The sequence below is a fragment of the Mesocryomonas fontinalis genome, assembly GCF_055730125.2.
The window spans coordinates 231,762-257,353 of the sequence record NZ_JBUZWG020000003.1 but is presented as its reverse complement, the minus strand read 5'-3'; the positions used below and the strand labels follow the sequence as shown (position 1 = coordinate 257,353).

The 25,592-nt window shown below is 65.8% G+C and carries 26 protein-coding genes and 1 pseudogene; 14 read left to right on the top strand and 13 right to left on the bottom strand.

Going from position 1 to position 25,592, the window contains the following annotated elements; all coding sequences use genetic code 11:
• The first annotated feature begins 11 nt into the window (after positions 1 to 11).
• The 12 genes from ACZL02_RS09340 (at position 12) to ACZL02_RS09285 (ending at position 8,603) form a co-directional block, all read left to right on the top strand.
• Positions 12 to 725: a DUF1223 domain-containing protein gene (locus ACZL02_RS09340; protein WP_496258424.1), complete on the top strand. Its 714-nt coding sequence runs from the start codon at positions 12 to 14 to the stop codon at positions 723 to 725.
• 148 nt (positions 726 to 873) lie between these two features.
• Positions 874 to 1,206, top strand: a complete 333-nt coding sequence (locus ACZL02_RS09335; protein WP_472937299.1) for a hypothetical protein — start codon at positions 874 to 876, stop codon at positions 1,204 to 1,206.
• Between the two features lie 66 nt (positions 1,207 to 1,272).
• Positions 1,273 to 2,124 (top strand): cytochrome b/b6 domain-containing protein, encoded by an 852-nt coding sequence (locus tag ACZL02_RS09330; protein WP_472937300.1) that lies wholly within the window; start codon positions 1,273 to 1,275, stop codon positions 2,122 to 2,124.
• A gap of 4 nt (positions 2,125 to 2,128) precedes the next feature.
• Entirely contained in the window at positions 2,129 to 2,896 is a 768-nt protein-coding gene (locus ACZL02_RS09325) for a molybdopterin-binding protein (protein ID WP_472937301.1), read from the top strand.
• A 98-nt stretch (positions 2,897 to 2,994) separates the two neighbouring features.
• Positions 2,995 to 3,489 carry a peptide-methionine (R)-S-oxide reductase MsrB gene (msrB, locus tag ACZL02_RS09320; protein ID WP_472937302.1) on the top strand — a complete coding sequence of 165 codons (495 nt, stop codon included), beginning with the start codon at positions 2,995 to 2,997 and terminating at the stop codon, positions 3,487 to 3,489.
• 36 nt (positions 3,490 to 3,525) lie between these two features.
• Positions 3,526 to 4,230 carry a peptide-methionine (S)-S-oxide reductase MsrA gene (gene msrA, locus ACZL02_RS09315; protein WP_472937303.1) on the top strand — a complete coding sequence of 235 codons (705 nt, stop codon included), beginning with the start codon at positions 3,526 to 3,528 and terminating at the stop codon, positions 4,228 to 4,230.
• Positions 4,231 to 4,410: 180 nt separating this feature from the next.
• A complete protein-coding gene (locus ACZL02_RS09310; protein WP_472938120.1) occupies positions 4,411 to 4,962 on the top strand; it encodes a sigma-70 family RNA polymerase sigma factor in 552 nt (183 codons plus the stop codon).
• A gap of 32 nt (positions 4,963 to 4,994) precedes the next feature.
• Positions 4,995 to 5,627: an NrsF family protein gene (locus tag ACZL02_RS09305; RefSeq protein ID WP_472937304.1), complete on the top strand. Its 633-nt coding sequence runs from the start codon at positions 4,995 to 4,997 to the stop codon at positions 5,625 to 5,627.
• A gap of 334 nt (positions 5,628 to 5,961) precedes the next feature.
• On the top strand, positions 5,962 to 6,669 hold the full coding sequence (locus ACZL02_RS09300; protein WP_472937305.1) for a hypothetical protein: 708 nt from the start codon (positions 5,962 to 5,964) through the stop codon (positions 6,667 to 6,669).
• A complete protein-coding gene (locus ACZL02_RS09295) occupies positions 6,666 to 7,130 on the top strand; it encodes a hypothetical protein (RefSeq protein ID WP_472937306.1) in 465 nt (154 codons plus the stop codon). The genes ACZL02_RS09300 and ACZL02_RS09295 overlap by 4 nt, the downstream gene beginning before the upstream one ends.
• Positions 7,127 to 7,552, top strand: coding sequence for an integron (locus ACZL02_RS09290; RefSeq protein WP_472937307.1), 426 nt, complete (start codon positions 7,127 to 7,129; stop codon positions 7,550 to 7,552). Before ACZL02_RS09295 ends, ACZL02_RS09290 begins: the two co-directional genes overlap by 4 nt.
• A gap of 100 nt (positions 7,553 to 7,652) precedes the next feature.
• Positions 7,653 to 8,603, top strand: coding sequence for a hypothetical protein (locus ACZL02_RS09285; protein WP_472937308.1), 951 nt, complete (start codon positions 7,653 to 7,655; stop codon positions 8,601 to 8,603).
• Positions 8,604 to 8,884: 281 nt separating this feature from the next.
• On the opposite strand, the gene phoB is transcribed toward ACZL02_RS09285, so the two are convergent.
• The 13 genes and pseudogenes from phoB to cyoA form a co-directional block, all read right to left on the bottom strand.
• Positions 8,885 to 9,655: a phosphate regulon transcriptional regulator PhoB gene (gene phoB, locus ACZL02_RS09280; protein WP_472937309.1), complete on the bottom strand. Its 771-nt coding sequence runs from the start codon at positions 9,653 to 9,655 to the stop codon at positions 8,885 to 8,887.
• A gap of 10 nt (positions 9,656 to 9,665) precedes the next feature.
• A complete protein-coding gene (gene phoU, locus ACZL02_RS09275; protein WP_472937310.1) occupies positions 9,666 to 10,427 on the bottom strand; it encodes a phosphate signaling complex protein PhoU in 762 nt (253 codons plus the stop codon).
• A gap of 112 nt (positions 10,428 to 10,539) precedes the next feature.
• Positions 10,540 to 11,349 (bottom strand): phosphate ABC transporter ATP-binding protein PstB, encoded by an 810-nt coding sequence (pstB, locus tag ACZL02_RS09270; RefSeq protein WP_472937311.1) that lies wholly within the window; start codon positions 11,347 to 11,349, stop codon positions 10,540 to 10,542.
• Between the two features lie 17 nt (positions 11,350 to 11,366).
• Positions 11,367 to 12,686, bottom strand: coding sequence for a phosphate ABC transporter permease PstA (pstA, locus tag ACZL02_RS09265; RefSeq protein ID WP_472937312.1), 1,320 nt, complete (start codon positions 12,684 to 12,686; stop codon positions 11,367 to 11,369).
• Positions 12,683 to 14,163 (bottom strand): annotated as a pseudogene (pstC, locus tag ACZL02_RS09260) (phosphate ABC transporter permease subunit PstC). The gene pstA and the pseudogene pstC overlap by 4 nt, the downstream one beginning before the upstream one ends.
• 103 nt (positions 14,164 to 14,266) lie before the next feature.
• On the bottom strand, positions 14,267 to 15,244 hold the full coding sequence (locus tag ACZL02_RS09255) for a substrate-binding domain-containing protein (protein ID WP_472938121.1): 978 nt from the start codon (positions 15,242 to 15,244) through the stop codon (positions 14,267 to 14,269).
• Positions 15,245 to 15,644: 400 nt separating this feature from the next.
• Entirely contained in the window at positions 15,645 to 16,187 is a 543-nt protein-coding gene (locus ACZL02_RS09250; protein WP_472937313.1) for a response regulator transcription factor, read from the bottom strand.
• A complete protein-coding gene (locus ACZL02_RS09245) occupies positions 16,177 to 17,538 on the bottom strand; it encodes an ATP-binding protein (protein WP_472937314.1) in 1,362 nt (453 codons plus the stop codon). Before ACZL02_RS09245 ends, ACZL02_RS09250 begins: the two co-directional genes overlap by 11 nt.
• Positions 17,535 to 18,332, bottom strand: a complete 798-nt coding sequence (locus ACZL02_RS09240; RefSeq protein WP_472937315.1) for an SURF1 family protein — start codon at positions 18,330 to 18,332, stop codon at positions 17,535 to 17,537. The genes ACZL02_RS09245 and ACZL02_RS09240 overlap by 4 nt, the downstream gene beginning before the upstream one ends.
• The gene (cyoD, locus tag ACZL02_RS09235) at positions 18,329 to 18,718 is read right to left on the bottom strand and encodes a cytochrome o ubiquinol oxidase subunit IV (protein ID WP_472937316.1); all 390 of its coding nucleotides are present in this window, start codon (positions 18,716 to 18,718) and stop codon (positions 18,329 to 18,331) included. The genes ACZL02_RS09240 and cyoD overlap by 4 nt, the downstream gene beginning before the upstream one ends.
• Positions 18,715 to 19,332, bottom strand: coding sequence for a cytochrome o ubiquinol oxidase subunit III (cyoC, locus tag ACZL02_RS09230; protein ID WP_472938122.1), 618 nt, complete (start codon positions 19,330 to 19,332; stop codon positions 18,715 to 18,717). Before cyoC ends, cyoD begins: the two co-directional genes overlap by 4 nt.
• 37 nt (positions 19,333 to 19,369) lie before the next feature.
• Entirely contained in the window at positions 19,370 to 21,373 is a 2,004-nt protein-coding gene (gene cyoB / locus ACZL02_RS09225; RefSeq protein ID WP_472937317.1) for a cytochrome o ubiquinol oxidase subunit I, read from the bottom strand.
• A 51-nt stretch (positions 21,374 to 21,424) separates the two neighbouring features.
• Entirely contained in the window at positions 21,425 to 22,639 is a 1,215-nt protein-coding gene (gene cyoA, locus ACZL02_RS09220; RefSeq protein ID WP_472937318.1) for a ubiquinol oxidase subunit II, read from the bottom strand.
• A 183-nt stretch (positions 22,640 to 22,822) separates the two neighbouring features.
• Between cyoA and ACZL02_RS09215 the strand changes: the two genes are divergently transcribed.
• Positions 22,823 to 24,151 (top strand): MFS transporter, encoded by a 1,329-nt coding sequence (locus ACZL02_RS09215; protein WP_472937319.1) that lies wholly within the window; start codon positions 22,823 to 22,825, stop codon positions 24,149 to 24,151.
• Positions 24,152 to 24,376: 225 nt separating this feature from the next.
• The gene (locus tag ACZL02_RS09210) at positions 24,377 to 25,579 is read left to right on the top strand and encodes a multidrug effflux MFS transporter (RefSeq protein ID WP_472938123.1); all 1,203 of its coding nucleotides are present in this window, start codon (positions 24,377 to 24,379) and stop codon (positions 25,577 to 25,579) included.
• The last annotated feature ends 13 nt before the right edge of the window (positions 25,580 to 25,592 follow it).

Below are 25,592 nucleotides of genomic sequence, written 5' to 3'. Positions count from 1 at the left end.
GAGGCAGTCCGATGAAAAGCTTCAGGCGTCTCGCATCCAGTTCCGTATGGTGTGCCATGGCCACCGTTGCGGGGCTCGGCGCTCTCACGGCGCCTTCCGCTGCCATGTCGCGGCCCGTGACGGTGATCGAGCTCTTCACCAGTCAGGGATGCAGCTCCGTGCCGCCCGCCAATCGCAATCTGATGGATCTCGTGAAGGCCCCCGACCGACTGCCGCTGAGCTTCAGCGTCACCTATTGGGATCATCTCGGCTGGAAGGACACGTTCGGGTCCGAGGCGTTTACGACACGCCAGCGCGACTATGAGGCAGGTCTCGGTCGTGACGGGCCGTTCACGCCTCAGATCGTCGTCAACGGGGTCAGCGATACGGTCGGCAACCGGATGGAGGCGCTGCGGGAGATGGTGGATACAGCGAAGCCGCCGGCCGCCGTTTCGATCGACATCAAGGATCGCGCCGTCGAGATCGGGCGCGGCAAGGTCCCGGCGTCCGGCGCCGATGTCTGGCTGGTCCGCTACCGTCCCGGCGTCCAGACGGTCGCCGTCGAACGCGGCGAGAATGCCGGCACGAAGCTCCCCATTGCCAATGTCGTGACGGACATCCGGCGCATCGGCCGTTGGCTCGGTGTCGGCATGTCGCTTTCCACCCCGCCGGCCGAGGACGGCTTGCGCACCGCCGTGATCGTGCAGTCACCGGGCGGCCCGATCCTCTCCGCCGCGACGAACTGACCAGCATAGCGCGCGCCTAAAGCGACCGCCGGCGCGGGGCGACCCGAGCCGCCGCCGGAGGCTTGCCGCAATCCCCATGCCGGCCCACGGCCGGCTCAACCGGAAGCATACCCGAGCGGCATCGCTTCCCCATTCCTGGAGCAGTCCCATGATCCTCTCGTTCCATCGCTTCGCCCTTCCGCTGGGCGCCGCCCTGATCGCGGTGTCGGCCGCCCTCGCGCCTGTCGCCCAAGCGGCCGGCTCCACGATGAAGCCGCATGCCGAAGACGCAATGAAGCCCGACGCCATGGCGCCGGACGCGATGAAGACCGATGCGATGGCGCCGGCGGATGCGATGAAGCCTGCCGCTGCCATGGCGTCCGACGGCGCGATGAAAGCGGACCCCATGAAGCCCGACGCCATGCAGGGCGACGCGATGAAGGCCGATGCCATGAAGGCCGATGCGATGACCCCAAACACGATGAAGCCGAAGACGAAGTAGCACCCCGAATGCAATCGTCCGGGCGGTTTCGCCCGGACGCTTCCTTCCGCAACAAAGGCACGGGCGATGACCGATACCGGACTGCGCATCGAACACGGAGCCGCCGCCGGAACGACGCGGGAGCCGCCGATCGTCGTGCATCGGCACCGCTGGCCGACCCGTCTATGGCATTGGGTGAACGTTGTGACGCTCCTCGTCATGCTGATGAGCGGGCTCACCATCTTCAACGCCCATCCCCGCCTTTATTGGGGCGCCTACGGTGCGAACCAGGATCATGCCTGGCTTCAGATCGGGGCGACGGAGAATGGCGGCTATCTGCGCGTCGGCAGTCTTTCCGTCACGACGACAGGCGTTCTCGGACAATGGACGAACGCTGCGGGTGCTGAGGTGAATCGCGCCTTTCCTCCCTGGGCGACGATCCCGTCGGGCTACAACCTTGCCGTCGCGCGGCACTGGCATCTCTTTTTCGCCTGGATCTTCGCGGGCGGCTTGGCTCTCTACGGGCTCTGGAGCCTTGCGAGCCGGCACCTGACGCGCGATCTCCTGCCGACGCGGCCGGAACTGGCCCCCCCGCACATCCTTCACGACATCGGCCAGCATGCACGCCTGCGCTTTCCCAAGGGCGAGGCCGCGCGGCGCTACAACGTTCTCCAGAAGCTCGCCTATTGCGGCGTGCTGCTGGTCCTTCTGCCGGCGATCGTCCTGACGGGCCTCACCATGTCGCCGGCGATCAATGCCGCCTGGCCCTGGCTCCTCGATCTGTTGGGCGGGCGGCAGTCCGCGCGTTCGATCCACTTCATCGCTGCGACGCTCATCTTCGCTTTCGTTCTCGTCCACATCGCGATGGTCATCCTCGCCGGCCCGATCAACGAAGTGCGCTCGATGGTCACCGGCCGCTATCGTCTTCCGAAGGAATAGCCCGATGGTTCTCAGACCCACGCGCCGAGGCTTTCTGACAGGAGCCCTTCTCGGCACCGCCCCGCTCGTTCTCGGCGGCTGCGACGTCTTCGGCCTCGCGCAGTCGCAGACCGTCGCGGACGTGCTCGGTTCCGCCGACGGCCTTGCGCGGCGCGTGCAAAGTCTGATCGGCGGCGACGCCCTCGCACCGGAGTTCGAGGCGGCGGAGATGTCCCCTGTGTTCCGGACGAACGGCAATACCATGCCGTCGAGCCCTGCCTATCGCGCTCTCGCCGATGGCGGGTTTATGGGATGGTCGCTGGCCGTCGACGGGCTTGTCGAAAGGCCCGTCCGGTTCAGCCTGGCGGAGATCATGGCGATGCCGTCGCGCACTCAGATCACGCGGCACGATTGCGTCGAGGGCTGGAGCGCCATCGGCAAATGGACGGGCGTACCGCTCGGTCGGCTGCTCGGCGAGGCAAGGCTACGGCCGGACGCCCGCTACGTCGTCTTCCACTGCGCGGACGATTTCGACGGTTCACTCTACTACGAGAGCATCGACCTTGCCGACGCGCATCATCCGCAGACCATCCTCGCATACGCGATGAACGGAGCGCCCCTCGCCATCGGCCATGGAGCACCCTTACGGCTCCGGGTCGAGCGGCAGCTCGGTTACAAGCAGGCCAAGTACGTGATGCGGCTCGAGATCGTCGCCAGTCTCGCCGGCATCGGCGCGGGCAAGGGCGGCTACTGGGAAGATGCGATCGGCTACGACTGGTATGCGGGGATTTGATCGCGTCGGCTCCCGCGAAAAGATCTCGAGATCGTGTGTAACGAAGTCCCGACCCGTTCCGTACCTAAGACGGGCGGATGGTTTTAAGGGAGTGACGCATGACGACGCGGCGATCGGTTCTTCGATCCGGCATGACGGCGCTGCTGGCCGGAGTGGTTCTAGGGCGCCTTGGCCGGGCGAGCGCGGCCGGCGGTGGCGGCTTTGAAGTCACGCACACCGACGCCGAATGGCGCAGGCTGCTGCGTGACGACGTCTACGGGATACTGCGCCAATCCGGCACCGAGCGCCCTTTCACCAGCGCCCTTCTCCACGAGGCGCGGAACGGCACCTTCACCTGCGCAGGGTGCGAACGCGACCTCTTCGCCTCCGACACCAAGTTCGAGAGCGGCACGGGCTGGCCGAGCTTCTGGCAGCCTCTCCCGGGCGGTGTGGCCACGACGCGCGACACGAGCTTGGGCACGGTGCGTGATGCCGTCGAGTGCAGCCGCTGCGGCGGCCATCTCGGCCATGTCTTCAACGACGGGCCGAAGCCGACGGGCCTCCGCTACTGCATCAACGGCATCGCCATGCACTTCCGCCCAGCTGCCGCCTGAACGGCGACGTCACTCACTCCAAGGGAATTCGGCCATATGACCCGCACCCATCTCGCGCTCGCCGTCTTCGGCGGCCTCGCCGCGTCGCTCTTCGCTGCGGCAGGCCCGGCCGATGCGATCGAGGCCAACCGCCGCACGCCGGCGCCGGCCATCGATGCGATGACCACCTCGACCACGGCCGTCCTTGCCGGCGGCTGCTTCTGGGGCGTCCAGGGCGTATTTCAGCATGTGAAGGGCGTCAGCAGCGCCGTTTCCGGCTATGCCGGCGGCAAGCGGTCGACCGCGCATTACGAGGAGGTCGGCAGCGGACGAACCGGTCATGCCGAGGCGGTGAGGGTGACGTTCGATCCGTCCGTCATCTCCTATGGCGAGATCCTCCGCATCTACTTTTCCGTCGCGCACGACCCGACGGAATTGAACCGCCAGGGCCCCGACAGAGGCACGCAGTACCGTTCTGCGATCTTCCCCGTGGATGCGGGCCAGGCGAGGATCGCGGCGGCCTATGTGAAGCAGCTCGGAGCGGCCATGACCTACGGCGAGCCCATCGTCACGACGATCGAAACGGGCAAGGGCTTCTATCCCGCCGAGGCCTATCATCAGGACTATCTCGCGCGGAACCCGGCCGCTCCTTATATCGTCGCCAACGATCTTCCGAAGATCGGCGATCTGAAGCGGCTATTTCCCGAGCGCTTCCGAAGCACGCCCGTGCTGACGTCGGGTGCGAAAACTGCTGTCAACTGAGGGATGCGGCGGCTCGGCACCGGTCTGGTGCAGGCGTCCGCTCAGCTTCCCCCTGTCGCCACCGCAAGCCACTCTTCTCCGCCGGATGGTTTCGGCGGTGCCGATCCGGTATGTCTCAGACCGCACGGCGTTGGTCGGTCGATCGAGGCGACGCGGGGGCCGGAGCGGAACCGGGTGATGATGCGCTCGCGCGAGAAGGACTGGGCAGCCTGGATGTCGGCGGCGCTGGAAGGCGACGAGCACGCCTATCGCCGCTTTCTCGAAGCCGTGACGCCGCATCTGCGGATGCTCGCCAGACGCCGCCTTGCTGACTTCGGCGCGGGGAACCAGGATCTGGAGGACGTCGTCCAGGAGGCGCTCCTCGCCATCCACCTGAAGCGCGGAACCTGGGACCCGAAGCGCCCGATCGGGCCGTGGATCTCGGTGATCGCCCGTAACAAGCTCGTCGATGCTCTCCGGCGGCGCGGACATCGGATAACCATCCCGATCGAGGACATCACCGACATCGTACCGGACGAGCGGCAGGCAGCCCCGACCGACGAGCACGACGTCGCGCGAATGCTCGGCAACCTGAAACCCGCCCAGCGCCACATCGTGCAGGCGATATCGCTCGATGGAACCAGCGTGCGCGACACGGCCGCATGCCTGTCGATGACTGAAGGCGCGGTGCGCGTTGCGCTGCATAGGGCGCTCAAGAGCTTGGCGGCGGCCTACCGCGGGAGCATGACATGAGCATCGACGGGGAAAAGGACCTTCGGCCGAGCATGAGAACGGATCGGCTCATCGAACTTCTTGCAAGCGACGTGGCGGTGCATAGCCGTTTCGGTGCGACCGTCCTCAAGGCGGCAAGCCTCAGCTTCGTGCTGGCGGCAGTCGTCTTTCTCTCCATGCTGCGCGTTCGTCCGGATCTCGACGCCGCCGTCGGCACGGCGCGCTTCCTTTTCAAGTTCGCCGTGACCGTGCCGCTCGCCGTGGTCGCCGTCGGGTTCCTCGACCGGGTCGGACGGCCCGCGGCTCCCGCTGGCCCATGGCCGTGGCTGTTGGCCGGCGTGGCGGCGATCGTTGCCGCGGGTGTCGGATGGGAGCTTGCCGTCTCGCCCCCGACCGAATGGGCGGCCCGCCTCGTCGGAACGAAGGCTCGCTACTGCCTCCTGTTTATTCCGCTGATCGCGGCAGGTCCTCTGGTCTGCCTGATCGCAGCCCTTCGGCAGGGAATGCCGGAGCGGCCGGGCCTTTCGGGTGCGGTGGCCGGTCTCGCCTCCGGCGCCATCGCGGCGGTGCTCTATGCAACCCATTGCCCCGACGACAGCCCCCTGTTCGTTGCTACCTGGTACACGCTTGCCCTGTGTGTCGTGGCCGCCTGCGGCTTCGCCTTGGGTCGACGGTTCCTGCGATAGCAAGTGCTCGCGTCCGCAACATCGAGGCGTTGCGGTTCGAGGTCGAACGTCCGCCTGTCCAATCTCGCAGCCGTAAGCCGGCGATCCGTAATTCACCTTGGCTCGCTTCTTGAACTCCGAGCTCGCCGTAGAGCGAACTGATCTTGATGTCTTGAGCGGACGCAGATCCATCGAGGCTGTCTTGAAGCGAAAGGACAGCACGCAGCCTGGTCTTCAGCTCGGCACCGAACGGGCCGGCCAGCTGCGACGTTGGCTTTCACAGGCGGGCTCTCCTTTAAGCTGTGAGCACCCCCAGCACACAGCATGCACGGGAGCTCGCCGGGAGCGTCTTCTCGTGGTAGCCCACTTCCCACTTCCACGTTCGCCGGCTGCCTTTTGCAACAGTCGCGCCGCTTGTGATTACCAGGAGCCGGAGATGGGTTGGCGAGCAATTGCGATGCGGGGGGCGTTCGCGCTGGCCGCCATCCTGTATGCCGAAGCAGCGTTGGCCGAGCCATCTTCGGGCCGTTACGGTCCGCTGCTTCTCGCCGTTCGTGCGGGCGAAGTGTATGGCGTTTTCTCGGAGGGCCGCGTCGGCAACGGGGATGAAGCCGCCCCGCAGTTCAGTTGCCTGTTCCTTCTCAAGGGCAAACTGAACAACGAACGGGCGGAGGTCGAGACTTGGTTCCCGAACGAAGCCGAACGCATCTCCGGCGTCCTCGACCTCGGTGCCGTCCCGAGCCTCAAGCTGACCGAAAACCATGGCGGCTGCCTGATGACCTCGGGCGACATGACGGCCGAGCCTTATCCGCTCGGTGCCGAAGACAGGCGCCCCGAATGGATCGGTGCAGGCCTTGTCACCGCGCAGAAGGCGGTCCTGCGGCCGGGGCCGCAGGACGACCCGAAACGGACGCGACCCTATCTCGTCGAGCTCGATGCCTTCGCCGTCCTCGAGCAGCGTGACGGCTGGGTCCGCGTCGCCTTCGTGGGCACCGACGGTCCGCCGACAACCGGGTGGCTGCGCAGTGACGAGGTTGCGGCGAGCATCGCGGCTGCACCATGAGCACCGCCAGCGATCGACGGCGGCAGCGGCGATGGTGGATACCGCGGATGTTGCCGGTGGCGGCATTGGTCTTCCTTGCCCTCCTGCCCGAGGGCCGGCTGCGCTGCGACAGCCCTTACCTGACGGAGCGCAGTCCCGACGGACGCTGGAGCCTCACCGTCTGCGGCCGTCCGATGTTCTTCGCCATGCCGGGCGGCGGAAGCGATGCGCCCGGCTGGATCGTTCTGAGGGACATGGAGGGTGGGATCCGCGGCGTTTCCAGCCTAACCATGCTACAGCTCTATGGCGGCGCCGCACCTGGCTTCGAGGTTGAATGGCGTCCCTCCCACGTGGTCAAGCCGATGGTCCTGGACCTCCCCCTCGACGCGGCGACAGGTCGCCTCGAACGCTGGTGGACAGATCGCATCTGGCGCCTTCGGGCGCTGTTACGTTTCACCCCGAGCGACGAGGCCCTGCAGTGACCGGAACCTGCCTTTCCAAGACATCCCTTGTGGTGCTCGTCGGTCTCCTGTCCTCCCAGTCAGCTTGGGGACAGAGCGCGACCCCGGTTCTCGTCGGCGGGGAGAGCGACCTCGATGCCTGCGCCAGCCTCGGTCAAGTCGTTGGCCTCGATCCGGCCGGCGACAACTTCCTGGCCGTGCGCTCCGGGCCGGGTTCAGAGAACGCCGAGCTGGACCGTCTGGGACCAAAGCGCCTCGTGACGGTCTGCGACGAACGCGGCGACTGGCTCGGTGTCGTCTATGCCCCGGAGGGATCCAATGAGAATTACGGATCCAATGAGAATTGCGGCATGGGCTCACCGCAGGTCGAGCGCAGACCCTATCGCGGCCCCTGCCGCTCGGGCTGGGTGCACCGACGCCATCTCGAGATCGTCGCCGGCTGAAATTGCCTGAGGGAGACTTGGAACCGTGCGCTTCTTGAAGAGTCTGTGGCGCCGCGTCGAGGCCGAGCTTCCCGCCGCCGAGGGACCTCGGCCGACGACATTGGACAGCCTGGCCGATGGCGGAAACCCAATCCATCGGTTGATCGACGAGATGCGGCTGCCGCGGCACGAACTGCGCCGGGACGTCGAACGGCGGCTGGGCACGCGCCCGGACCCATTTTACCGATCGGACGTGATCGTGTTGGACGAGGCGATCGCCTTGCCGGGCGCCATGGCGCCATGGATAGCCCGTTCGGACCCGGGCATCCCGCCTCAGTTTCCGATCGCCCGCTTCTCGACCCTCATCTGGTTCGAGGACGATGCGCATGCCAACCTTCGCCGCACGGCCGCCCATCTGGAGAGGCAGCTCGGATCTGCGCGGATCGGAAAGCAGTGGAACACGCTCGTCGCGACGTGGCAGTTTGGCGTCGCGGAAGTCGGACTGATCGCCTGGCCCCTCGAATGGCAGTCGCGCGGTCTCCAGAACGACGCCGAGGATCGCGAACCGCGCTTGCGGTTCGCCTGCCACATCAACGTCACCACGGGCTTCCGCCTGCCGTTAAGCGAACGCGAACGGGACTGGGTCGCGGGCCTCCAGCCGATACGATTCAATGGATCCGTCGGCACCGCCCGCATGGCGAGGGCCGGCACCTCGGCGCCCTACGACACGGAACTCGAATACGCGCGTGATCCGGAGGCGTTTGCCTCTACGTGGCAGGGTTCACTCGGCCTGTCGCTTGGCGACGCAGCGCTGATCGTCGTCTCCAACCAGCTCTTCGTAGTGCCCCGCGCAAGCGTCCTTGGCCTCGAGGTCCTGCGGCTGACCCCTGCCAAGGGTGGAGGCGGATCGTCGCTTCTCGCCCGTTGCCGTACGCAGGCGGCGGGCCGGGACACGCAGAGCATATTCCTCGCGCAGGCATCCGATCCGGACGGAATGACCGGGCTCGGCCACGAGTTGGCGCGCCGCCTTGGATGTCCCGTAGAGATCGGGGCATACTTTCCGGATGCGTGATGACGACCTGCGGGGAGGGGGGATTAATGACGACAACCACGCGGTGGATGCTGTGGGCGGCGTTCGTGACCGCCTGCATTCTGATCTACTTGTGCCTGTAGCAGTCCCCGTAACCCAATCGCTGGCTGAGCCTCCTCGAACAGCAGGAATGTCGGCTTTTGGCGGACTTTTCCCAAAAGCCGACCGATGGCTTTCCACCCCAAGCTGCCTTCGCACCCCAGCCCTGACAGAGCTCGATGGGCGACCGTCATATACCTTCGCGGCGCCGCGCCTTGACGGGTTTAGCCCTCGCTTGCCTGACGCTCGGCCAGCGCCATCTTGCCGTCGTCGTCGGTGCTGCGCTGCAGGGTCGGAACAACGGCGGCGAAGTGTTCGTCGAACGAGTAGCCGGCGCCGCGGACGGTGCGGACGGGGTCGCGCTGGCGGCCGCGGTTGATGGCCTTGCGCAGGCGGCCGATGTGGACGTCGACGGTGCGTTCGTCGACGTAGATGTCGCGGCCCCAGACGCCGTCGAGCAGCTGCTCGCGCGAAAACACCCGGCCGGGCGAGATCATGAAGAACTGCAGCAGCTTGAACTCGGTCGGGCCGAGCTTCAGCTCGCGGCCGTTGCGGTAGGCGCGGTGGTTGGCGCGGTCGAGCTTGATGTCGCCGGCGGTGAGGTGGTCGGAGAGCTTCTGCGGGTTGGACCGCCAGAGCAGGCTGCGCACCCTTGCCATCAGCTCGGCCATCGAGAACGGCTTGACGAGATAGTCGTCGGCGCCCGTCGTCAGCCCTTGGATCCGCTGCTTCTCCTCGCCGCGGGCGGTGAGCATCAGGATCGGCAGGCGCTCGGTCGCCGGCCGGCCGCGCACCCGGCGGCAGATCTCGACGCCGGAAATGCCGGGCAGCATCCAGTCGAGGATGATGAGGTCGGGCGTCTGCTCCTTCAGCCGGAGATCGGCCTCGTCGCCATTGTCGATGACTTCGACGGTGTAGCCCTCTGCTTCGAGATTGTAGCGGAGGAGGACGCCGAGGGCTTCCTCGTCCTCGACGACGACGATGCGCGCGTTCATCGGCTTGTCCCTAGATGTTTCCGGCCGGCGGCGTGGCATCCTTGACGCCATCCTTGACGCCATTGCCGACCCCGATGGTCATCGATGGAGTGGTGTCACCCTTCGGCCGCTCGGATTCCATCTGCGCACCGGTCTTAATGTAGTAGATGGTCTCGGCAATGTTGGTCGCGTGGTCGCCGATGCGCTCGATGTTCTTGGCGCTGAAGAGAAGATGCGTGCAGGCGGTGATGTTGCGCGGATCCTCCATCATGTAGGTCAGCAGCTCGCGGAAGATCGACGTGTACATCGCGTCGATTTCCTCGTCGGCCTCGCGGATCGCCTGGGCGCGGACGTGGTCGCGGCTGGCATAGGCGTCGAGCACTTCCTTCAGCTGCTCGATCGCCAGCTCCGACAGATGCTCGATGCCACGCACCAGCTTGATCGGCTGCTGGTGCTCGTGCACGGCGATGACGCGCTTGGCGATGTTCTTGCCGAGGTCGCCGATGCGCTCGAGATCGCTGGAGATGCGGATAGCGCCGACGATCTCGCGCAGGTCCTGCGCCATCGGCTGGCGCTTGGCGATGGTCATGATGGCGCGCTCGTCGAGCTCGCGCTGGGCGGCGTCGAGCAGCAGGTCATCCGCGACGACCGACTGGGCAAGGCCCCAGTCGCTGTTGATCAGCGCGGCGACCGACCGCTCGACCATGCGCTCGGCCTGGCCACCCATCTCGGAAATCCGCCGGACGATGAACTTCAGTTCCTCGTCGTAGGACGTGACGATGTGCTCGTCCATGGTTCGTCTCCCTGTTCTCAAGTGGCGCAGCGGCCGTCGCGGCACCCGAAGGTCGCGACGAAACCCCGCGGTTTCATTGGGACGTCGCGCTGCCGGGCGGGCGCGCGCCGGTTCAGCCGAAGCGGCCGGTGATGTAGTCTTGGGTGCGCTTGTCGTCGGGGTTCTGGAACATCTTCTCGGTCGGGCCGACCTCGGCGATGTTGCCGAGGTGGAACATCGCGGTCATCTGCGAGACGCGCGCGGCCTGCTGCATCGAGTGCGTGACGATGACGATCGTGTAGTTCTGCTTTAGCTCGTCGATCAGCTCCTCCACCTTGGCGGTGGCGATCGGATCGAGAGCCGAGCAAGGCTCGTCCATCAGGATGACCTCGGGCGACACGGCGATCGCCCGGGCGATGCAGAGGCGCTGCTGCTGGCCGCCGGAAAGCCCGGTGCCGGCCTCGTCGAGCCGGTCCTTGACCTCTTCGTAGAGGCCGGCGCGGCGCAGGCTGGTGACGACGATCTCTTCCAGGTCGGTCTTCGACTTGGCGAGGCCGTGGATGCGCGGGCCGTAGGAGACGTTCTCGAAGATCGACTTCGGGAACGGGTTCGGCTTCTGGAACACCATGCCGACGCGGGCCCGGAGTTCCACCACGTCGATGGCGGGGTTGTAGACGTCCTCGCCGTCGAGGGTGATGAGGCCGCCGACCTTGCAGTGGTCGATCGTGTCGTTCATCCGGTTGAGGCAGCGCAGGAAGGTCGACTTGCCGCAGCCCGACGGGCCGATCAGCGCGGTGACCTGGCGGTCCTGGACGTCGAGGCTGACGCCATGCAGCGCCTGCTTGGCACCGTAATGGACGGTGACGTTCTCGCCCTTCATCTTGATCGGACGGTTTGAATGCACGGCGGGACCTTTATTGAGTGTCGCTTGAATATTTTCCATCATTTCTGTCCACCGTTCTACCAGCGACGCTCGAAGCGCCGCCGAAGGATGACGGCTGCAAGGTTCATCGCAGCCAGGAAGAGAAGCAGGATCATGATGGCGCCGGACGTGCGTTCCACGAAAGCACGTTCCGCCTCGTTCGCCCACATGTAGATTTGCACGGGCAAGGCGGTCGAGGCGGCCATCGGCGAGGACGGCACGTCCGCGACGAAGGCGACCATGCCGATGAGCAGCAGCGGCGCGGTCTCGCCGAGCGCGTGCGCCAGGCCGATGATCGTGCCGGTGAGGATGCCGGGAGCGGCCAGCGGCAGCACGTGCTGGAACACCATCTGCATCTTGGACGCGCCGAGGCCGAGGGCGGCGGCACGGATCGACGGCGGCACCGCCTTGAGGGCGGCACGGGTGGCGATGATGATCGTCGGCAGCGTCATCAGGCTGAGCACCAGGCCGCCGACCAGCGCGGCGGAGCGGGGCATGCCGAAGTAGTTGATGAACACCGCAAGGCCGAGCAGGCCGTAGACGATCGAGGGGACCGCCGCGAGGTTGTTGATGTTGACCTCGATGAGGTCGGTCAGCTTGTTCTTCGGCGCGAACTCCTCGAGGTAGATCGAGGCGGCGACGCCGATCGGCAGCGCCAAGGCGAGGACGATCAGCATCATGTAGGCCGAGCCGATCAGCGCGACGCCGACGCCCGAGGTCTCCGCGCGGCTCGAGCCGCCGAAGGTGAACAGGCCCCAGTTGAAGCGCTGCTCCAGCTGGCCGGCTTCCTGCAGCTGATTGATCCAGCCGAGCTGGCGGTCGTTGATCGGCCGGCGGCTTTCCTCGACGGTGTTGTCGAACTGGCCCTTGACCGAGCTGTCGACCTTCGAGTCCGCGAACACCCAGAGATCGCGGGTCTGGCCGATGATCGTCAGGTCGTTCATCACCTCGTTGCGCAGCTGGACGCGCACGCCCTGCGAGACGAGGGCGGAAGCCTGCTTCACGGCGGCCTTGTCGTTCGGGTCGATCTTCAGCGCCGCGACGATGGCGTTCTGCGCCAGCCGCGGATAGTTGGCCATCATCAGCGCCTTCTCGTCCTTGCCGCCCGTGTTCTTCGGGTCGACGATAGACTGCTCGAAGGTGATGGGCAGCCGGATCTCGGTCTGGAAGAAGGCGGTATAGCCCTTCGACACGACGCTCCAGAGCAGCAGCACCAGGAAGGCGAGACCGATCAGGATGGCGATGATGCCGTAGATCTTGAAGCGGCGCTCGGCGGCGTAGCGCTTCTTGATCCCGATGTCGCGACGGGGGGCGGCATGGCTCGGCGCGCGGGCGCCGTCGACGGTCGCGTCGGTCATTCGTACTGCTCCCGGTACTTGCGGACGATGTAGAGGGCAAAGATGTTGAGGCAGAGCGTCACCGCGAAGAGGGTGAGGCCGAGCGCGAAGGCCACCAGCGTCTGCGGCGAGTTGAAGACGAGATCGCCGGTCAGCTGGTTGACGATCTTGACGGTGACCGTGGTCATCGCCTCGAACGGGTTGATGGTGAGGTTGGCGGCGACGCCCGCGGCCAGCACCACGATCATCGTCTCACCGATGGCGCGGGAGGCGGTGAGCAGCAGCGCGCTGACGATGCCGGGCAGCGCGGCCGGCAGGATGACGCGCTTTACCGTCTCCGAGCGCGTCGCGCCAAGACCGAGCGAGCCGTCCCGCAAGGATCCGGGGACGGCGGTGATGATGTCGTCCGACAGCGAGGACACGAAGGGGATCAGCATGATGCCCATCACCAGGCCCGCGGTGAGGATGCTCTGTGCCTGGATGAAGCTGGTGTAGTCGCCGGTGACGAGACCGTGCAACTGGCTCGACATGTCGCGCAGGAAAGGTCCGACGGTGACGAGGGCGAAGAAGCCGTAGACGATGGTCGGGATGCCGGCGAGCACTTCGAGCAGCGGCTTGACCACCGAGCGGACGCCGGAGCTGGCATATTCGGCCATGTAGATCGCGGCGAACAGGCCGATCGGCACCGCGAAGAGCATGGCGACGAAGGCGATGTAGAGCGTGCCGGCAAACAGCGGGATCAGGCCGAACTGGCCTTCCTGGCCGCTGCCGCCAGCAAAGCGCGGATCCCATGTGGTGCCGAAGAAGAAGCTCTGCGGGCTGACGCGGGAGAAGAAGTCGGCGGCCTCGGAGAACATCGAGACGATGATGCCGACCGTGGTCAGGATGGCGATCGACGAGCAGAGGATGAGGATCGAGCGGACGACGGTCTCGACCTGGTTGCGGGCGCGCAGGCGGACCGCGATCTTGGACAGACCGTAGGCGGCACCGGCCAGCGCCAGCGCCAGGACGAGGATAGTCGTCGCCAGCCGGGAGTAGTCCTCCAGCTTGTTCTTCTCGACCGCGAGGGCGACCATGTAGTCCTCGGTCGAGGACGCGACGGCGATGCCGCGGCGCTGCAGCAGCGGGCGCAGCTCGGACACCGGCAGGCTCGAGGCGGCGGCCTGCTCGTCGGACGGCAGCAGGCGCAGTCCGTTGCCGATGGCGCCGATCATCTCGTAGGCGAGGTTCACGTTGGCGGGCGCGCTGCCGTCGGCGGTGGCGGTCGGCATGTGCGCGGAAAGATTACGGTTGATCGCGACGGGGGCGGCGATCAGGCAGATCAACAGCGCGATCAGCGCCGGCACGACCGCCCAGCAGAACACGAACGAGCCATGGTCGGCCGCGAGTGCATCTTCTGGCCGGGCTCGATCTGGAGCCCGCGGCTCTTCTTCTGCGCCAGAAAAGCGCCGATCGCCCCGATCAGGAAGACGATTACGACAATCGCAAAAATTGACACCGAATATCCCTATCTTCGCAAGGTTCAGGCGGGGCGATCGCCCTGAAGCGGCGGCAGTAGAAGGTGCGGGCACCCGGCAAGGCCGGGTACCCGCGGTCACTGATTACATGGTCTTCCCGGCATCGAAGTCGGTGCGGTACGACTCGCGTTCGGCATCCGGCGCCGGCACGAGGCCGTACTGCGCCAGCGGGCCTTCGCCGCCGATCATCTGCTCGGAGAGGAAGAAGTCGGCATATTCCTTCAGGCCGGGGACGACGCCGATGTGCGCCTTCTTGACGTAGAAGAAGAGCGGGCGCGACACGGGGTACTTGCCGGTCGAGATGGTCTCGACGGAAGGCACGATGTCGTTGACGGTCGCGACCTTCAGCTTGTCCTGGTTCTGTTCGTAGAAGGCGAGGCCGAAGACGCCGACGCCCTGCTTGTTGGCGGCGATGCGGGCGAGGGTCTCGCTGTAGTCACCGTCGATGTCGATGGCGGCGCTGTCCTTGCGGATCGCGTGGCACTGTTCGCCAACGGCCTTCTCGTCCATGCCGGCAGCCTTGTAGGCCTCGGCGGCACCGGTCGACTTGCAGCCGGCGGCGAGCAGCTTCTCTTCGAAGACTTCGCGCGTGCCGTGCTTCTCGCCGGGGATGTAGGCTTCGATCTTCCAGGCAGGGAGCGAGGCGTCGACGTCGGCCCAGGTCTTGGCGGGGTTCTCGACGACCTTGCCGTCGACGACGGTCTTGGCGGCCAGCGCCTTGAAGACCATGTCCGGGGTCAGCTTGAAGTCCGGGCCGGCCGCATCGGTCGCGAAGACGATTCCGTCATAGCCGAACTTGACCTCCTGGATGTCGGTCACGCCGTTCTTGACGCAGGTCTCCTTCTCGGAGTCCTTGATCGGACGCGAGGAGTTGGCGATGTCGATGGTGTCCGGGCCGACGCCCGAGCAGAACTGCTTCAGGCCAGCGCCCGAACCGCCGGACTCGACGACAGGGGTGCCGAAGTCGGGGAAGGTCTCGCCGAAGTTCTCGGCCACGATCTGGGCGTAGGGGAGAACGGTCGAGGAGCCGGCGATCTGGATCGGATCGGCGTTCTGGGCCATCGCCGGCAGCGCGAAGGCGAAGGAGGCGCTGAGCGCGAGGCTGGCGATCGTGCGAGAGGTCACGGGTGTGCTCCTTGAGGAGTTTCAACGACGAACCGGATGCGCAGCCGTTCTGGCTCTGCGGCTGCGGTTCGGCTTTCCTCTACAGGCGGGCGATGAAGCTAATGTGACAGTGGAATATAGCTGAAATGAATGGCTAACATCATGACGTCTCGAAGCAATTTCGAATTATAGCTAGCTACATGTCGTTTTGAAGTTGGGTCTCCGGGTTCGACTCGCACGGATTCAGAGACGGAATTCTCACAGCTAAGGTCTCCTTACGGAATATCTCCGCAGCGGGAGTGGCTGACGCCTGGAGGAACAATCACCGGAATCGATCGCGGGTGCGACGCTGCACCCCTCAGTTGACCTGGCGCTTCTCCAGTTTCCGCGCGAGCGTTCGGCGGTGCATTCCGAGGCGGCGGGCGGTCTCGGAGATGTTGAAGTCGGTCTCGGCCAGCACCTCGTGGATCCGCTCCCATTCGAGCGTCTTGATCGACGTCGGCCGGCCGGTCAGCGGCACGGCGGTATCGCCCGCGCCACGCCCGAAGGCGGCCTCGATGTCGTCGGTGTTCGACGGCTTGGCAAGGTAGTGGCAGGCGCCGAGCTTGATCGCCTCGACCGCGGTCGCGATGCTGGCGAAGCCGGTGAGGACGACGATCAGCATGTCCGGATCGTGCTCGTGCAACGCCTCGACGCAGGCAAGGCCGGAGGCGCCGGCGAGCTTCAGGTCTACCACCGCATAGCCGGGGGTCGCTTCCTCCAGCACCGCGCGCAAGGCGGCAAGATCAGGCGCGACGCGAACCGTATAGCCACGCCGCTCGAAAGAGCGCTTCAGCGTCTTGGCGAAGGCCTCGTCGTCGTCGACGACGACCAGCAGCTTTTCCGTCGTGTTATCGTCCATCGATCGCCAAGGCCTCCAGGGGTAGCGCCAGGGAGACGATGGCGCCGCCCTCCGGCCGGTTGCGCGCGTCGACGCTGCCGCCGAGCTTGCGCACGACATTGACCAGCAGGAACAGGCCGAGCCCGCCGCCGAGCCGGCCCTTGCTCGACTGGTAGGGTTTTCCGACCGTCGCCAGCATCTCGGCTGGAAAGCCTGGCCCGTCGTCCTCGACGGCGAGAAGCAGCGTGTCGTCCTGCAGCGAGGCCGTCAGGCGCAGCCATCCTTTGCCGGCCTCGAAGGCGTTGTCGAGGATATTGAACAGACCCTGGCGCAGCGTCGATTCCGCGACGATGGCGATGTCGTCGTCGATGCCGTTCTCATAGGCGACGCGGGCGAGCGGCTTGGTCGCCCGCCAGTCGTCGACGAGACCGTCGAGGAAGTCGAGAAGCGTCGTCGCCCCCGCCGATTCGCCGCGCGTCTCGCCGGCCGAGAGCAGGATGCTGGTGACGATGGTCTTGCAGCGCTGCACCTCGGCCTGCATGGCCGCGATTTCCTCGGAAAGCTCGGGATCGTCGCCGAGCGCCGGCATGCGGCGCCAGTCGCCGAGGATGATGGAGAGCGTTGCCAGCGGCGTGCCGAGTTCATGCGCGGCGCCGGACGCGAGCAGTCCCATCCGGACGATGTGGTCCTCCTCCGCGGCGCGCTGGCGCATGCCGGCAAGCCGGGCCTCGCGCTCGCTGAGATTGCGGTTGATCCGGGTGACGAAGACCGCGAGCAGCGCGGCGTTGATGGCAAAGCAGATCAGCATGCCGGTGATCTGCAGGCTCTCGACGCCGAGGCCCGGATGCGCCCCGAACTCCAGCGGCACGTAGAACAGCGTCAGGCCGGCAAAGCATAGGATCGACAGGGCGACCAGCACCACGGTCGACCAGGCCTCGAGGAGCACCGCGCCGAGCGTGACCTGGAGGAGGTAGAGGAAGACGAAGGGATTGGCCGCTCCGCCGCTGAGGGCCAGCTGCGCCGTCAGCGCCGCGAGGTCGAACAGCAAGGCCCCGAAGAGCTCGCCATTGCTGACGCTGCTCTGCCGCCGCAGCCGGAGATGGCTGGCGAAGTTCAGGGCGACCAGCAGCCCGATCACGAGCCCCATCGGCCCGAGCGGCAGCGGGATCTCGAGCGCGATGGCGACGACCATCATGCTGAACACCTGGCCGGCGACCGCGAGCCAGCGCAACTGGATCAGCAGCAGAAAATTCTTGCGGCCGGTGAGGTCGTCGTTCGGCAGCGGATCCTCGCCGGTCCACTGCGGCCGGAAGGCATCGCCGAAGAGCGTCCGCTCGGTCGTAGCAGTGGTTTCTGGGAAAAGGCGGCTCACGGCGCGAGGGACCTCGGTGCCGGGGGCCCATCTCCCTCCACCGGCGATGGCGCGGGGCGGCGCCGCGTGCGCCATGCCCAGACGCCGACGGCTGCGAGCATCGCCGCGAGCGTGAACCAGGTGACGGCATAGACGAGATGATGGTTGCTGAAGGCGATCACGGTGAGGCCTCCGACCGGCCAGCCGCCAGGATTGGGCGCCGCATCCGCATCGACGAAGTAGGGCGCCGTGGCCGTCAATCCGCGCGCGGCGGCGATGGCGGCGACGTCGCGGGAGTACCAGCGCCCGGCCATCGGGTCGTTCGCGCGCAGAAAGCCGCCGCCTGGCTCGGAGAGGCGCAGAAGGCCGGTGACCGTCGTCGGCCCCTCGATCTGGCCGGCAGTGCGCGTGGCGGGATCGCGGCGCTCCGGCGGCACGAAGCCGCGGTTGACGAGGATCGTCTCGCCGTCCGCGCGCTGCAGCGGCGTAACCACCCAGAAGCCGGGGCCGAGCGCGGTGACCGCCTGGACCAGCGCCTCGCGGTCGTTGCGGAAAGTGCCGTCGAGGCGGAGGCGCCGGTATTCTTCATCGGCGATGGCCGGCCAGACACCCGGGGCGGGGGGCGGCGCGGGTTCGGCATGGACAAGGGCGTCGACCCGGGCGATCAGGTCGAGCTTCCAGCCGAGGCGCTGGACCTGCCAGACGCCGAGGGCGATCAGCGTGACGAAGACGAGGAGGCCGGCAAGCGCGACCGCGATACGGCCCGCTCGACGAGGGCTGGTATCGTGGACGTCTGGCCGGCCTCCTGTCGTCACGGCATGTTCTTCATTTCATGCTGCGACATCGGCATCATGTTGTTGTTGAGGTGGAACATCACCCAGAGCGAACCGGCGAGGGTGATAACGACGATCACCACGGTGAAGATCAGCGCGAGCATGTTCCAGCCCTGCTCGGACTTGGTGTTCATGTGCAGGAAGTAGACCATGTGGACGACGATCTGGATCGCCGCCAGCACCATGACCGCAATGCCTGCCACCCGCGAACTGGTGATGATGTCGGCCATCACCAGCCAAAACGGGATCGCCGTGAGCACCACCGACAGGCCGAAGCCGATGAGGTAGCTCTGGCGGGTACCGTGCTTGCCCTCGTGCCCGTGGTCAGTGGCGTTCGGGGCGGCGTGAACCAGGTTGTTCTCGCTCATGGCAGGACACCCATCAGGTAGACAAAGGAGAAGACGCCGATCCAGATCACGTCGAGGAAGTGCCAGAACATAGACAGGCACAGCAGACGGCGGCGGTTGGCCTCGATGAGACCGTGGCGGGCGACCTGGGTCATCAGCACCACCAGCCAGACGATGCCGAAAGTAACGTGCAGTCCATGCGTGCCGACGAGGGTGAAGAACGACGACAGGAAGGCGCTGCGCTGCGGGCCGGCGCCAATGTGGATGAGGTGGGCGAACTCGTAGAGCTCGAGCGCGAGGAAGACGAGGCCGAGGACGCCGGTCAGCGCCAGCCAGGCGAGCGTCGCCTTCTGCCGACCCTTCTCCATCGCCAGCATCGCCATGCCGTAGGTGATCGAGGAGAACAGCAGCATGGCCGTGTTGACCGCCACCAGCGGCAGGTCAAACAGGTCCGCCCCCGAGGGGCCGGCCGCGTAGCTGCGGCCGTAGACGCCGTAGCAGGCGAACAGGACCGCAAAGATGAGGCAATCGCTCATCAGGTAGATCCAGAAGCCGAGCAGCGTGCCGTTCTCGACGTGGGGCTCCTCACCCTCGACGTAGAAGCGGTTGATGTCTTCGCCGGGCTCGACCGTCATGGCGCCCGGGATCATTGCAGTCGTCGAAACCATGGTCTCAGACCCCCTGTGCCAGAAGGCGGCTGCGCTCGTCTTCACTGCGCACCACGTCGTCGGTGGGGATGTAGAAGTCGCGCTTGTAGTTGAAGCTGTGGATGATCGCGACAGCGATGATGCCGAGGAAGGACAGCGCCGCCAGCCACCAGATGTACCAGATCATGCCGAAGCCGAGGGCGGTGGACAGGCCGGCAATGATGACGCCAGCGCCGGTGCCGCTCGGCATGTGGATCGAGCGGAACCCCTTTAGCGGACGGACATAGCCGCGCTGCTTCATGTCCCACCACGCGTCATGGTCGTGCACCACGGGCGTAAAGGCGAAGTTGTAGGACGGCGGCGGGGAGGCGGTCGACCATTCCAACGTCCGCCCACCCCAGGGGTCGCCGGTGAGGTCGGCCAGCGCCACGCGGTTACGGTAGCTGACGACCAGCTGGATCAGGAAGGAGCCGATGCCGAGCGCGATCAGCACCGCACCGAAGGCCGCGATGATGAACCAGATCTGCAGCGACGGGTCCTCGAAGTGGCTGAGGCGGCGGGTCACGCCCATCAGGCCGAGGACGTAGAGCGGCATGAAGGCGAAGTAGAAGCCTGTTAGCCAGAACCAGAAGCTCATCTTGCCCCAGAACGCGTCGAGCTTGTACCCGAAGGCCTTCGGGTACCAGTAGTTGATGCCCGCCATCAGGCCGAACACCACGCCGCCGATGATGACGTTGTGGAAGTGGGCGATGAGGAACAGCGAGTTGTGGAGGACGAAGTCGGCCGGCGGCACGGCGAGCAGCACGCCGGTCATGCCGCCGATGACGAAGGTCACCATGAAGCCGAGCGTCCACAGCATCGGCACCTCGAAGCGGATGCGGCCCCGATACATCGTGAACAGCCAGTTGAAGATCTTCGCACCCGTCGGGATCGAGATGATCATCGTGGTGATGCCGAAGAACGAGTTGACGCTGGCGCCCGAGCCCATCGTGAAGAAGTGGTGCAGCCAGACGAGGTAGGACAGGATGGTGATGACGACGGTCGCGTAGACCATCGAGGCATAGCCGAACAGGCGCTTGCGCGAGAAGGTCGCGACGATCTCGGAGAAGATGCCGAAGGCCGGCAGGATGAGGATGTAGACCTCCGGGTGGCCCCAGATCCAGATGAGGTTGACGTACATCATCGGGTTGCCGCCGAGGTCGTTCGAAAAGAAGTTCGTGCCGACGTAGCGATCAAGCGACAGGAGGGCGAGCACCGCCGTCAGCACCGGGAAGGCGGCGACGATCAGCACGTTGGTGCAGAGCGAGGTCCAAGTGAAGATCGGCATCCGCATCATGGTCATGCCGGGCGCGCGCATCTTCACGATGGTGACGAGGAGATTGATGCCGGATAGCAGCGTGCCGACGCCGGCGATCTGCAGGCCCCAGATGTAATAGTCGACGCCGACGCCCGGACTGAAGGTCGCCCCCGACAGCGGCGGATAGGCGAGCCAGCCGGTGCGCGCGAACTCGCCGACGAACAGCGACAGCATGATGGTGACGGCGCCACCGACCGTCATCCAGAAGCTGAAATTGTTGAGGAAGGGGAAGGCGACGTCGCGCGCGCCAATCTGCAGCGGCACGACGAAGTTCATGATGCCGGTGACCAGCGGCATGGCGAAGAAGAAGATCATGATCACGCCGTGCGCTGTGAACACTTGGTCGTAGTGGTGCGGCGGCAGGAAGCCTTGCGCATCGCCGAAGGCCATGGCCTGCTGGGCGCGCATCATGATCGCGTCGGAGAAGCCGCGCAGCAGCATCACGATCGACAGAATGATGTACATTATGCCGATCTTCTTGTGATCGACGGAGGTGAACCACTCTGTCCAGAGATAGCCCCATAGCCGGAAATAGGTCAGCGCCGCGACGATCGCGATGCCGCCCAGTGCCACCGCCGCGAACGTCGCGACGAGGATCGGCTCGTGATAGGGGATCGCCTCGAGCGTCAGCCGCCCGAAGATCAATTGCTGAAGATTCATATCGTTGAACATCGGATGCTGCTCGTTCTGGTCTGTGGGTCCGGCGCGAAGTGCCTGACGGCCTTACTGATCCAACTGGCTCGGGGCAGGGTTCTGGCCCACTCCCGTCTGCGGCATGTCCATTCCAGGCATCGACTGGTCCTGGCCGGTCGGGGCCTCGGCACCCGGTTCGCCTGCCGGCGGGGTGGCGTTCGGACGGTCCTGCATGCCTTCGGGCTGCTCGCTCGATTTCGACGAGCGGTTCGTCGCCGGGAAGGTGGCGCCGATCGCCTCCTCACCTTGCGAAAAACTGTGGCCGAAGCTGTCGAAATCGTGGGTGCCTTGCATCAGCCGCTCGCGCACCGCGGTGCTGTCCTCGCCGCCGCCACCCTGGGCGTCGATCCTCATCATCTCGTCCATGCACATCTTGCCGGGGGTGGCACACATGTTGAGGATCGCCTGGTAGAGATCCTGCTCGACGGTGGCGAAGTAGCGCGGCGGAACCTTCTCGCTCGGTTTTTCTAGGACCAAGTAGGCGTTGCGGTTGAGCGCGGTGCCTTGCGTCTTCACCTTCTCGACCCAGCTGTCGAAGTCCGCCTGGGCGAGGCCGTGGAACTTGAAGTTCATGCCCGAGAAGCCCGCGCCGGAGTAGTTGGCCGAGATACCGGTGTAGACGCCGGCCTTGTTGATCACCGCGTGCATCTTCGTCTCCATGCCGGCCATGGCATAGATCTGGCCCGCCAGCGCCGGGATGTAGAAGGAGTTCATGATTGCCGACGAGGTGATCTTGAAGTTGATGGGCACGTCGACGGGCGCTGCAAGTTCGTTGACCGTGGCGATGCCGAGCTCAGGGTAGATGAACATCCACTTCCACGGCAGCGCGACGACCTCAACGGTGATCGGCTTGATGTCGCCGACCGGTCGGTTGGCGTCGATCCGGTCGAGCGGCCGGTACGGGTCGAGGAGATGGGTGCTGATCCAGGTCACCGCGCCGAGCGCGATGATGATCATCAGCGGGGCGGTCCAGATCAGCACTTCGAGGCGGGTCGAATGATGCCAGTCGGGATCGTAGACCGCATCCTTGTTCGAGGCGCGATAGCGCCAGGCGAAGAGGCCCGTCGCGATGAGCACCGGCACGATGATCAGCAGCATCAGGATCGTCGAGACGATGATCAGATCCTTCTGCTGCATCGCCACGTCGCCGGACGGGCTCATGACCACCATGTTGCAGCCGCCCAGAAGGGCGATGAGGGGAAGCATCGCCAGGATGCGAAGATATCTTGCGGACAAAGGGGTCATCTCAGCCTTGATGCGATGGGGCATCATCTATGGTAGAGGGTGAAGGGAGGGGATTGGACGTTTTGTCCATGGCGCCAGACGCCAATCTCGTTTGACGAGCGCCGGCTCCGCACCCTATCGGTACGCCAACATGCTTCATGTTCACAGGATATGCGGCACACCGCAAGGCGGCAGGAGAATGATATGTCCACGGCGCCCCTGGCCCCTCGCAAGGAACTCGTGAGCGACGCGCAAGCCGTCTCGCCGGAGTCCTCGCACGTATCACCGGGCGAGATCGCCCTCGGCGTGGTCATCGGCCGCGCCTCGGAGTCCTTCGACTTCTTCGTCTACGGCATCGCCTCGGTGCTGGTGTTCCCGGCGCTGCTGTTTCCCTTCGTCGATCAGCTCACCGGGACGCTCTACGCCTTCGCGATCTTCGGCCTTGCCTTCATCGCGCGGCCGATCGGTTCGGTGGTGTTCCTGGCGATCGACCGGCGGCACGGCCGCGGCGTCAAGCTGACCATCGCGCTCTTCCTGCTCGGCGGCTCAACGGCGTCGATCGCCTTCCTGCCGGGCTATGAGACGCTCGGCAACGCCTCGATCGCGGCGCTCATCCTGTTCCGCCTCGGCCAGGGCTTCGCGCTCGGCGGTGCCTGGGATGGGCTCGCCTCGCTGCTGGCGCTGAACGCCCCGGAGAAGCACCGCGGCTGGTATGCCATGATGCCGCAGCTTGGCGCGCCGATCGGCTTCATCGTGGCGAGCGGCCTGTTCGCCTTCTTCCTGCTCAACCTGTCGACCGAGGACTTCCTCGGCTGGGGCTGGCGCTATCCCTTCTTCGTCGCCTTCACCATCAACGTCGTCGCGCTGTTCGCCCGGCTTCGCCTGATCGCCACCGAAGAGTTCGCGCAGGCCTATCAGACGCAGGATCTCGCGCCCGTCAGTGTCTCGGAACTGCTGACGGTGCAGGGGCGGGCGGTGCTGATCGGCGCCTTCGTGCCGCTGGCAAGCTTCGCGCTGTTCCATCTCGTGACGATCTTCCCGATCTCCTACATCGACATCTTCTCCGATCGCTCGCCGGGAGAGTTCCTGCTGGTGCAGCTCTACGGCGCCGTGCTCTGCCTCATCGGCATCGTTCTGTCCGGCGTCATCGCCGACCGGATCGGGCGTCGGTTCCTGCTGGCGATCTGCGCGGTTGGCATCGCCATCTTCAGCCTGGTGACGCCTTTCCTCCTCGGCGGCAGCGCTTCCGGCCAGACCGCGTTCATCCTCATCGGCTTTTCCTTGCTCGGTTTGTCGCATGGCCAGGCCGCGGGCGCCGTCGCCTCGAGCTTCGCCAACGAGAATCGCTACACCGGCTCGGCGCTGACGTCTGATCTTGCCTGGCTGATTGGCGCCGGATTTGCGCCGCTGGTGGCGCTTGGCTTCTCCAGCCGCTTCGGCCTCGGAGCGGTCGGCGTCTACCTGATGTCCGGCGCGATCTGCACGCTCGTCGCGCTCTACATCAACAAGCGGTTGCGGCTGCGCGACATCTGATCGCGCCGCCGGGGGCTGTCTGGCTCCGACGGGGTAAATGCAACGCCTCCCTTATTATTTAAGCGGCCGGCCCGGAAATCGTTTTCGATTTTCGGGCCGATGCTATAGGCGCAGGCCTTGCATCGTCGCCGTCGTGGCCGCGTCTTGATGCCGAAAGCCTGATCCATGTCCGATGCTATCCTTCGCCAGAACCAGCCGGCTCAGGCTGTTTCGCCGCATGCCGGCATGGGATTTCGCGAGTTCGTCGCGCTGATCGCGGCGATGATGGCGGTCAACGCGCTGGCGATCGATTCCATGCTGCCTGCGCTGCCGGAAATCGGCGCCGCGCTGAACGTCGTCTCCGAGAACCAGCGCCAGCTGATCGTCACCTCCTATCTCCTCGGATTTGGCGCCGCACAGCTGTTCTACGGCCCGTTGTCCGACCGTTTCGGCCGCAAGCCGGTGCTGATCTTCGGCCTTATCCTCTACGCCGCCGCAAGCGGGCTCGCGGTTCTCGCGACCTCGCTCGACCAGATGGTGGTCGCCCGGGTCGTGCAGGGCATCGGTTCGGCGGCGACGCGGGTGCTGGCGATCTCGATCGTGCGCGACTGCTATTCCGGCCGGCACATGGCGCGCGTCATGTCCTTCGCCTTCATCGTCTTCATCGCCGTGCCGGTGATCGCGCCGAGCGTCGGGCAGGGGATCGTGCTGGTGGCGCCGTGGGAGTGGATCTTCCTGCTGCTCGGCCTGTTCGCGCTCGGCGTCGCCGTCTGGACTGCCCGCCGCCTGCCGGAGACGCTGCCCAAGAGCCTGCGCCTGCCGATCTCGGTCGGCTCGATCCTCGGGGCCTTCCGGACGGTGGCGACGAACCGCATGTCGCTCGGCTACACGCTGGCGGCGGCGGCGATCCTCGGCTCGCTGTTCGGCTTCATCAACTCGGCGCAGCAGATCTTCGTCGGCATCTTCCAGACCGGCACGGCCTTTCCGCTGATCTTCGCCGGCATCGCCTTCTTCATCGCGGTCTCCTCGCTGGTCAACTCGCGCATCGTCGAGCGGCTCGGCATGCGGCTCGTCTCGCACGTCGCGCTGATCGGTTTTACCGCGGCGGCAACGCTGCACGCGGTGATCGCCTCGACCGGGCACGAGTCGCTGACGGTATTCATTGTCCTGCAGTCGGCGATGATGTTCTGCTTCGGACTGATCGTCTCCAACTTCAGCTCGATGGCGATGGAGCCGGTCGGCGCGATCGCCGGGACAGCCGCGTCGTTCCAGGGCTTCGTCACAACCGTCGTCGGCGCGCTGATCGGCTTCTACATCGGCCAGCATTTCGACGGCACGGTGGTGCCGCTGACGGTCGGCTACGCCGTGCTCGGCTTCGTCGCGATCCTCATCGTCTTCATCACCGAGAGAGGCCGCCTGTTCACCCCGACCCAGCCGCGCCCACGCTGACGGGCACGCCGCC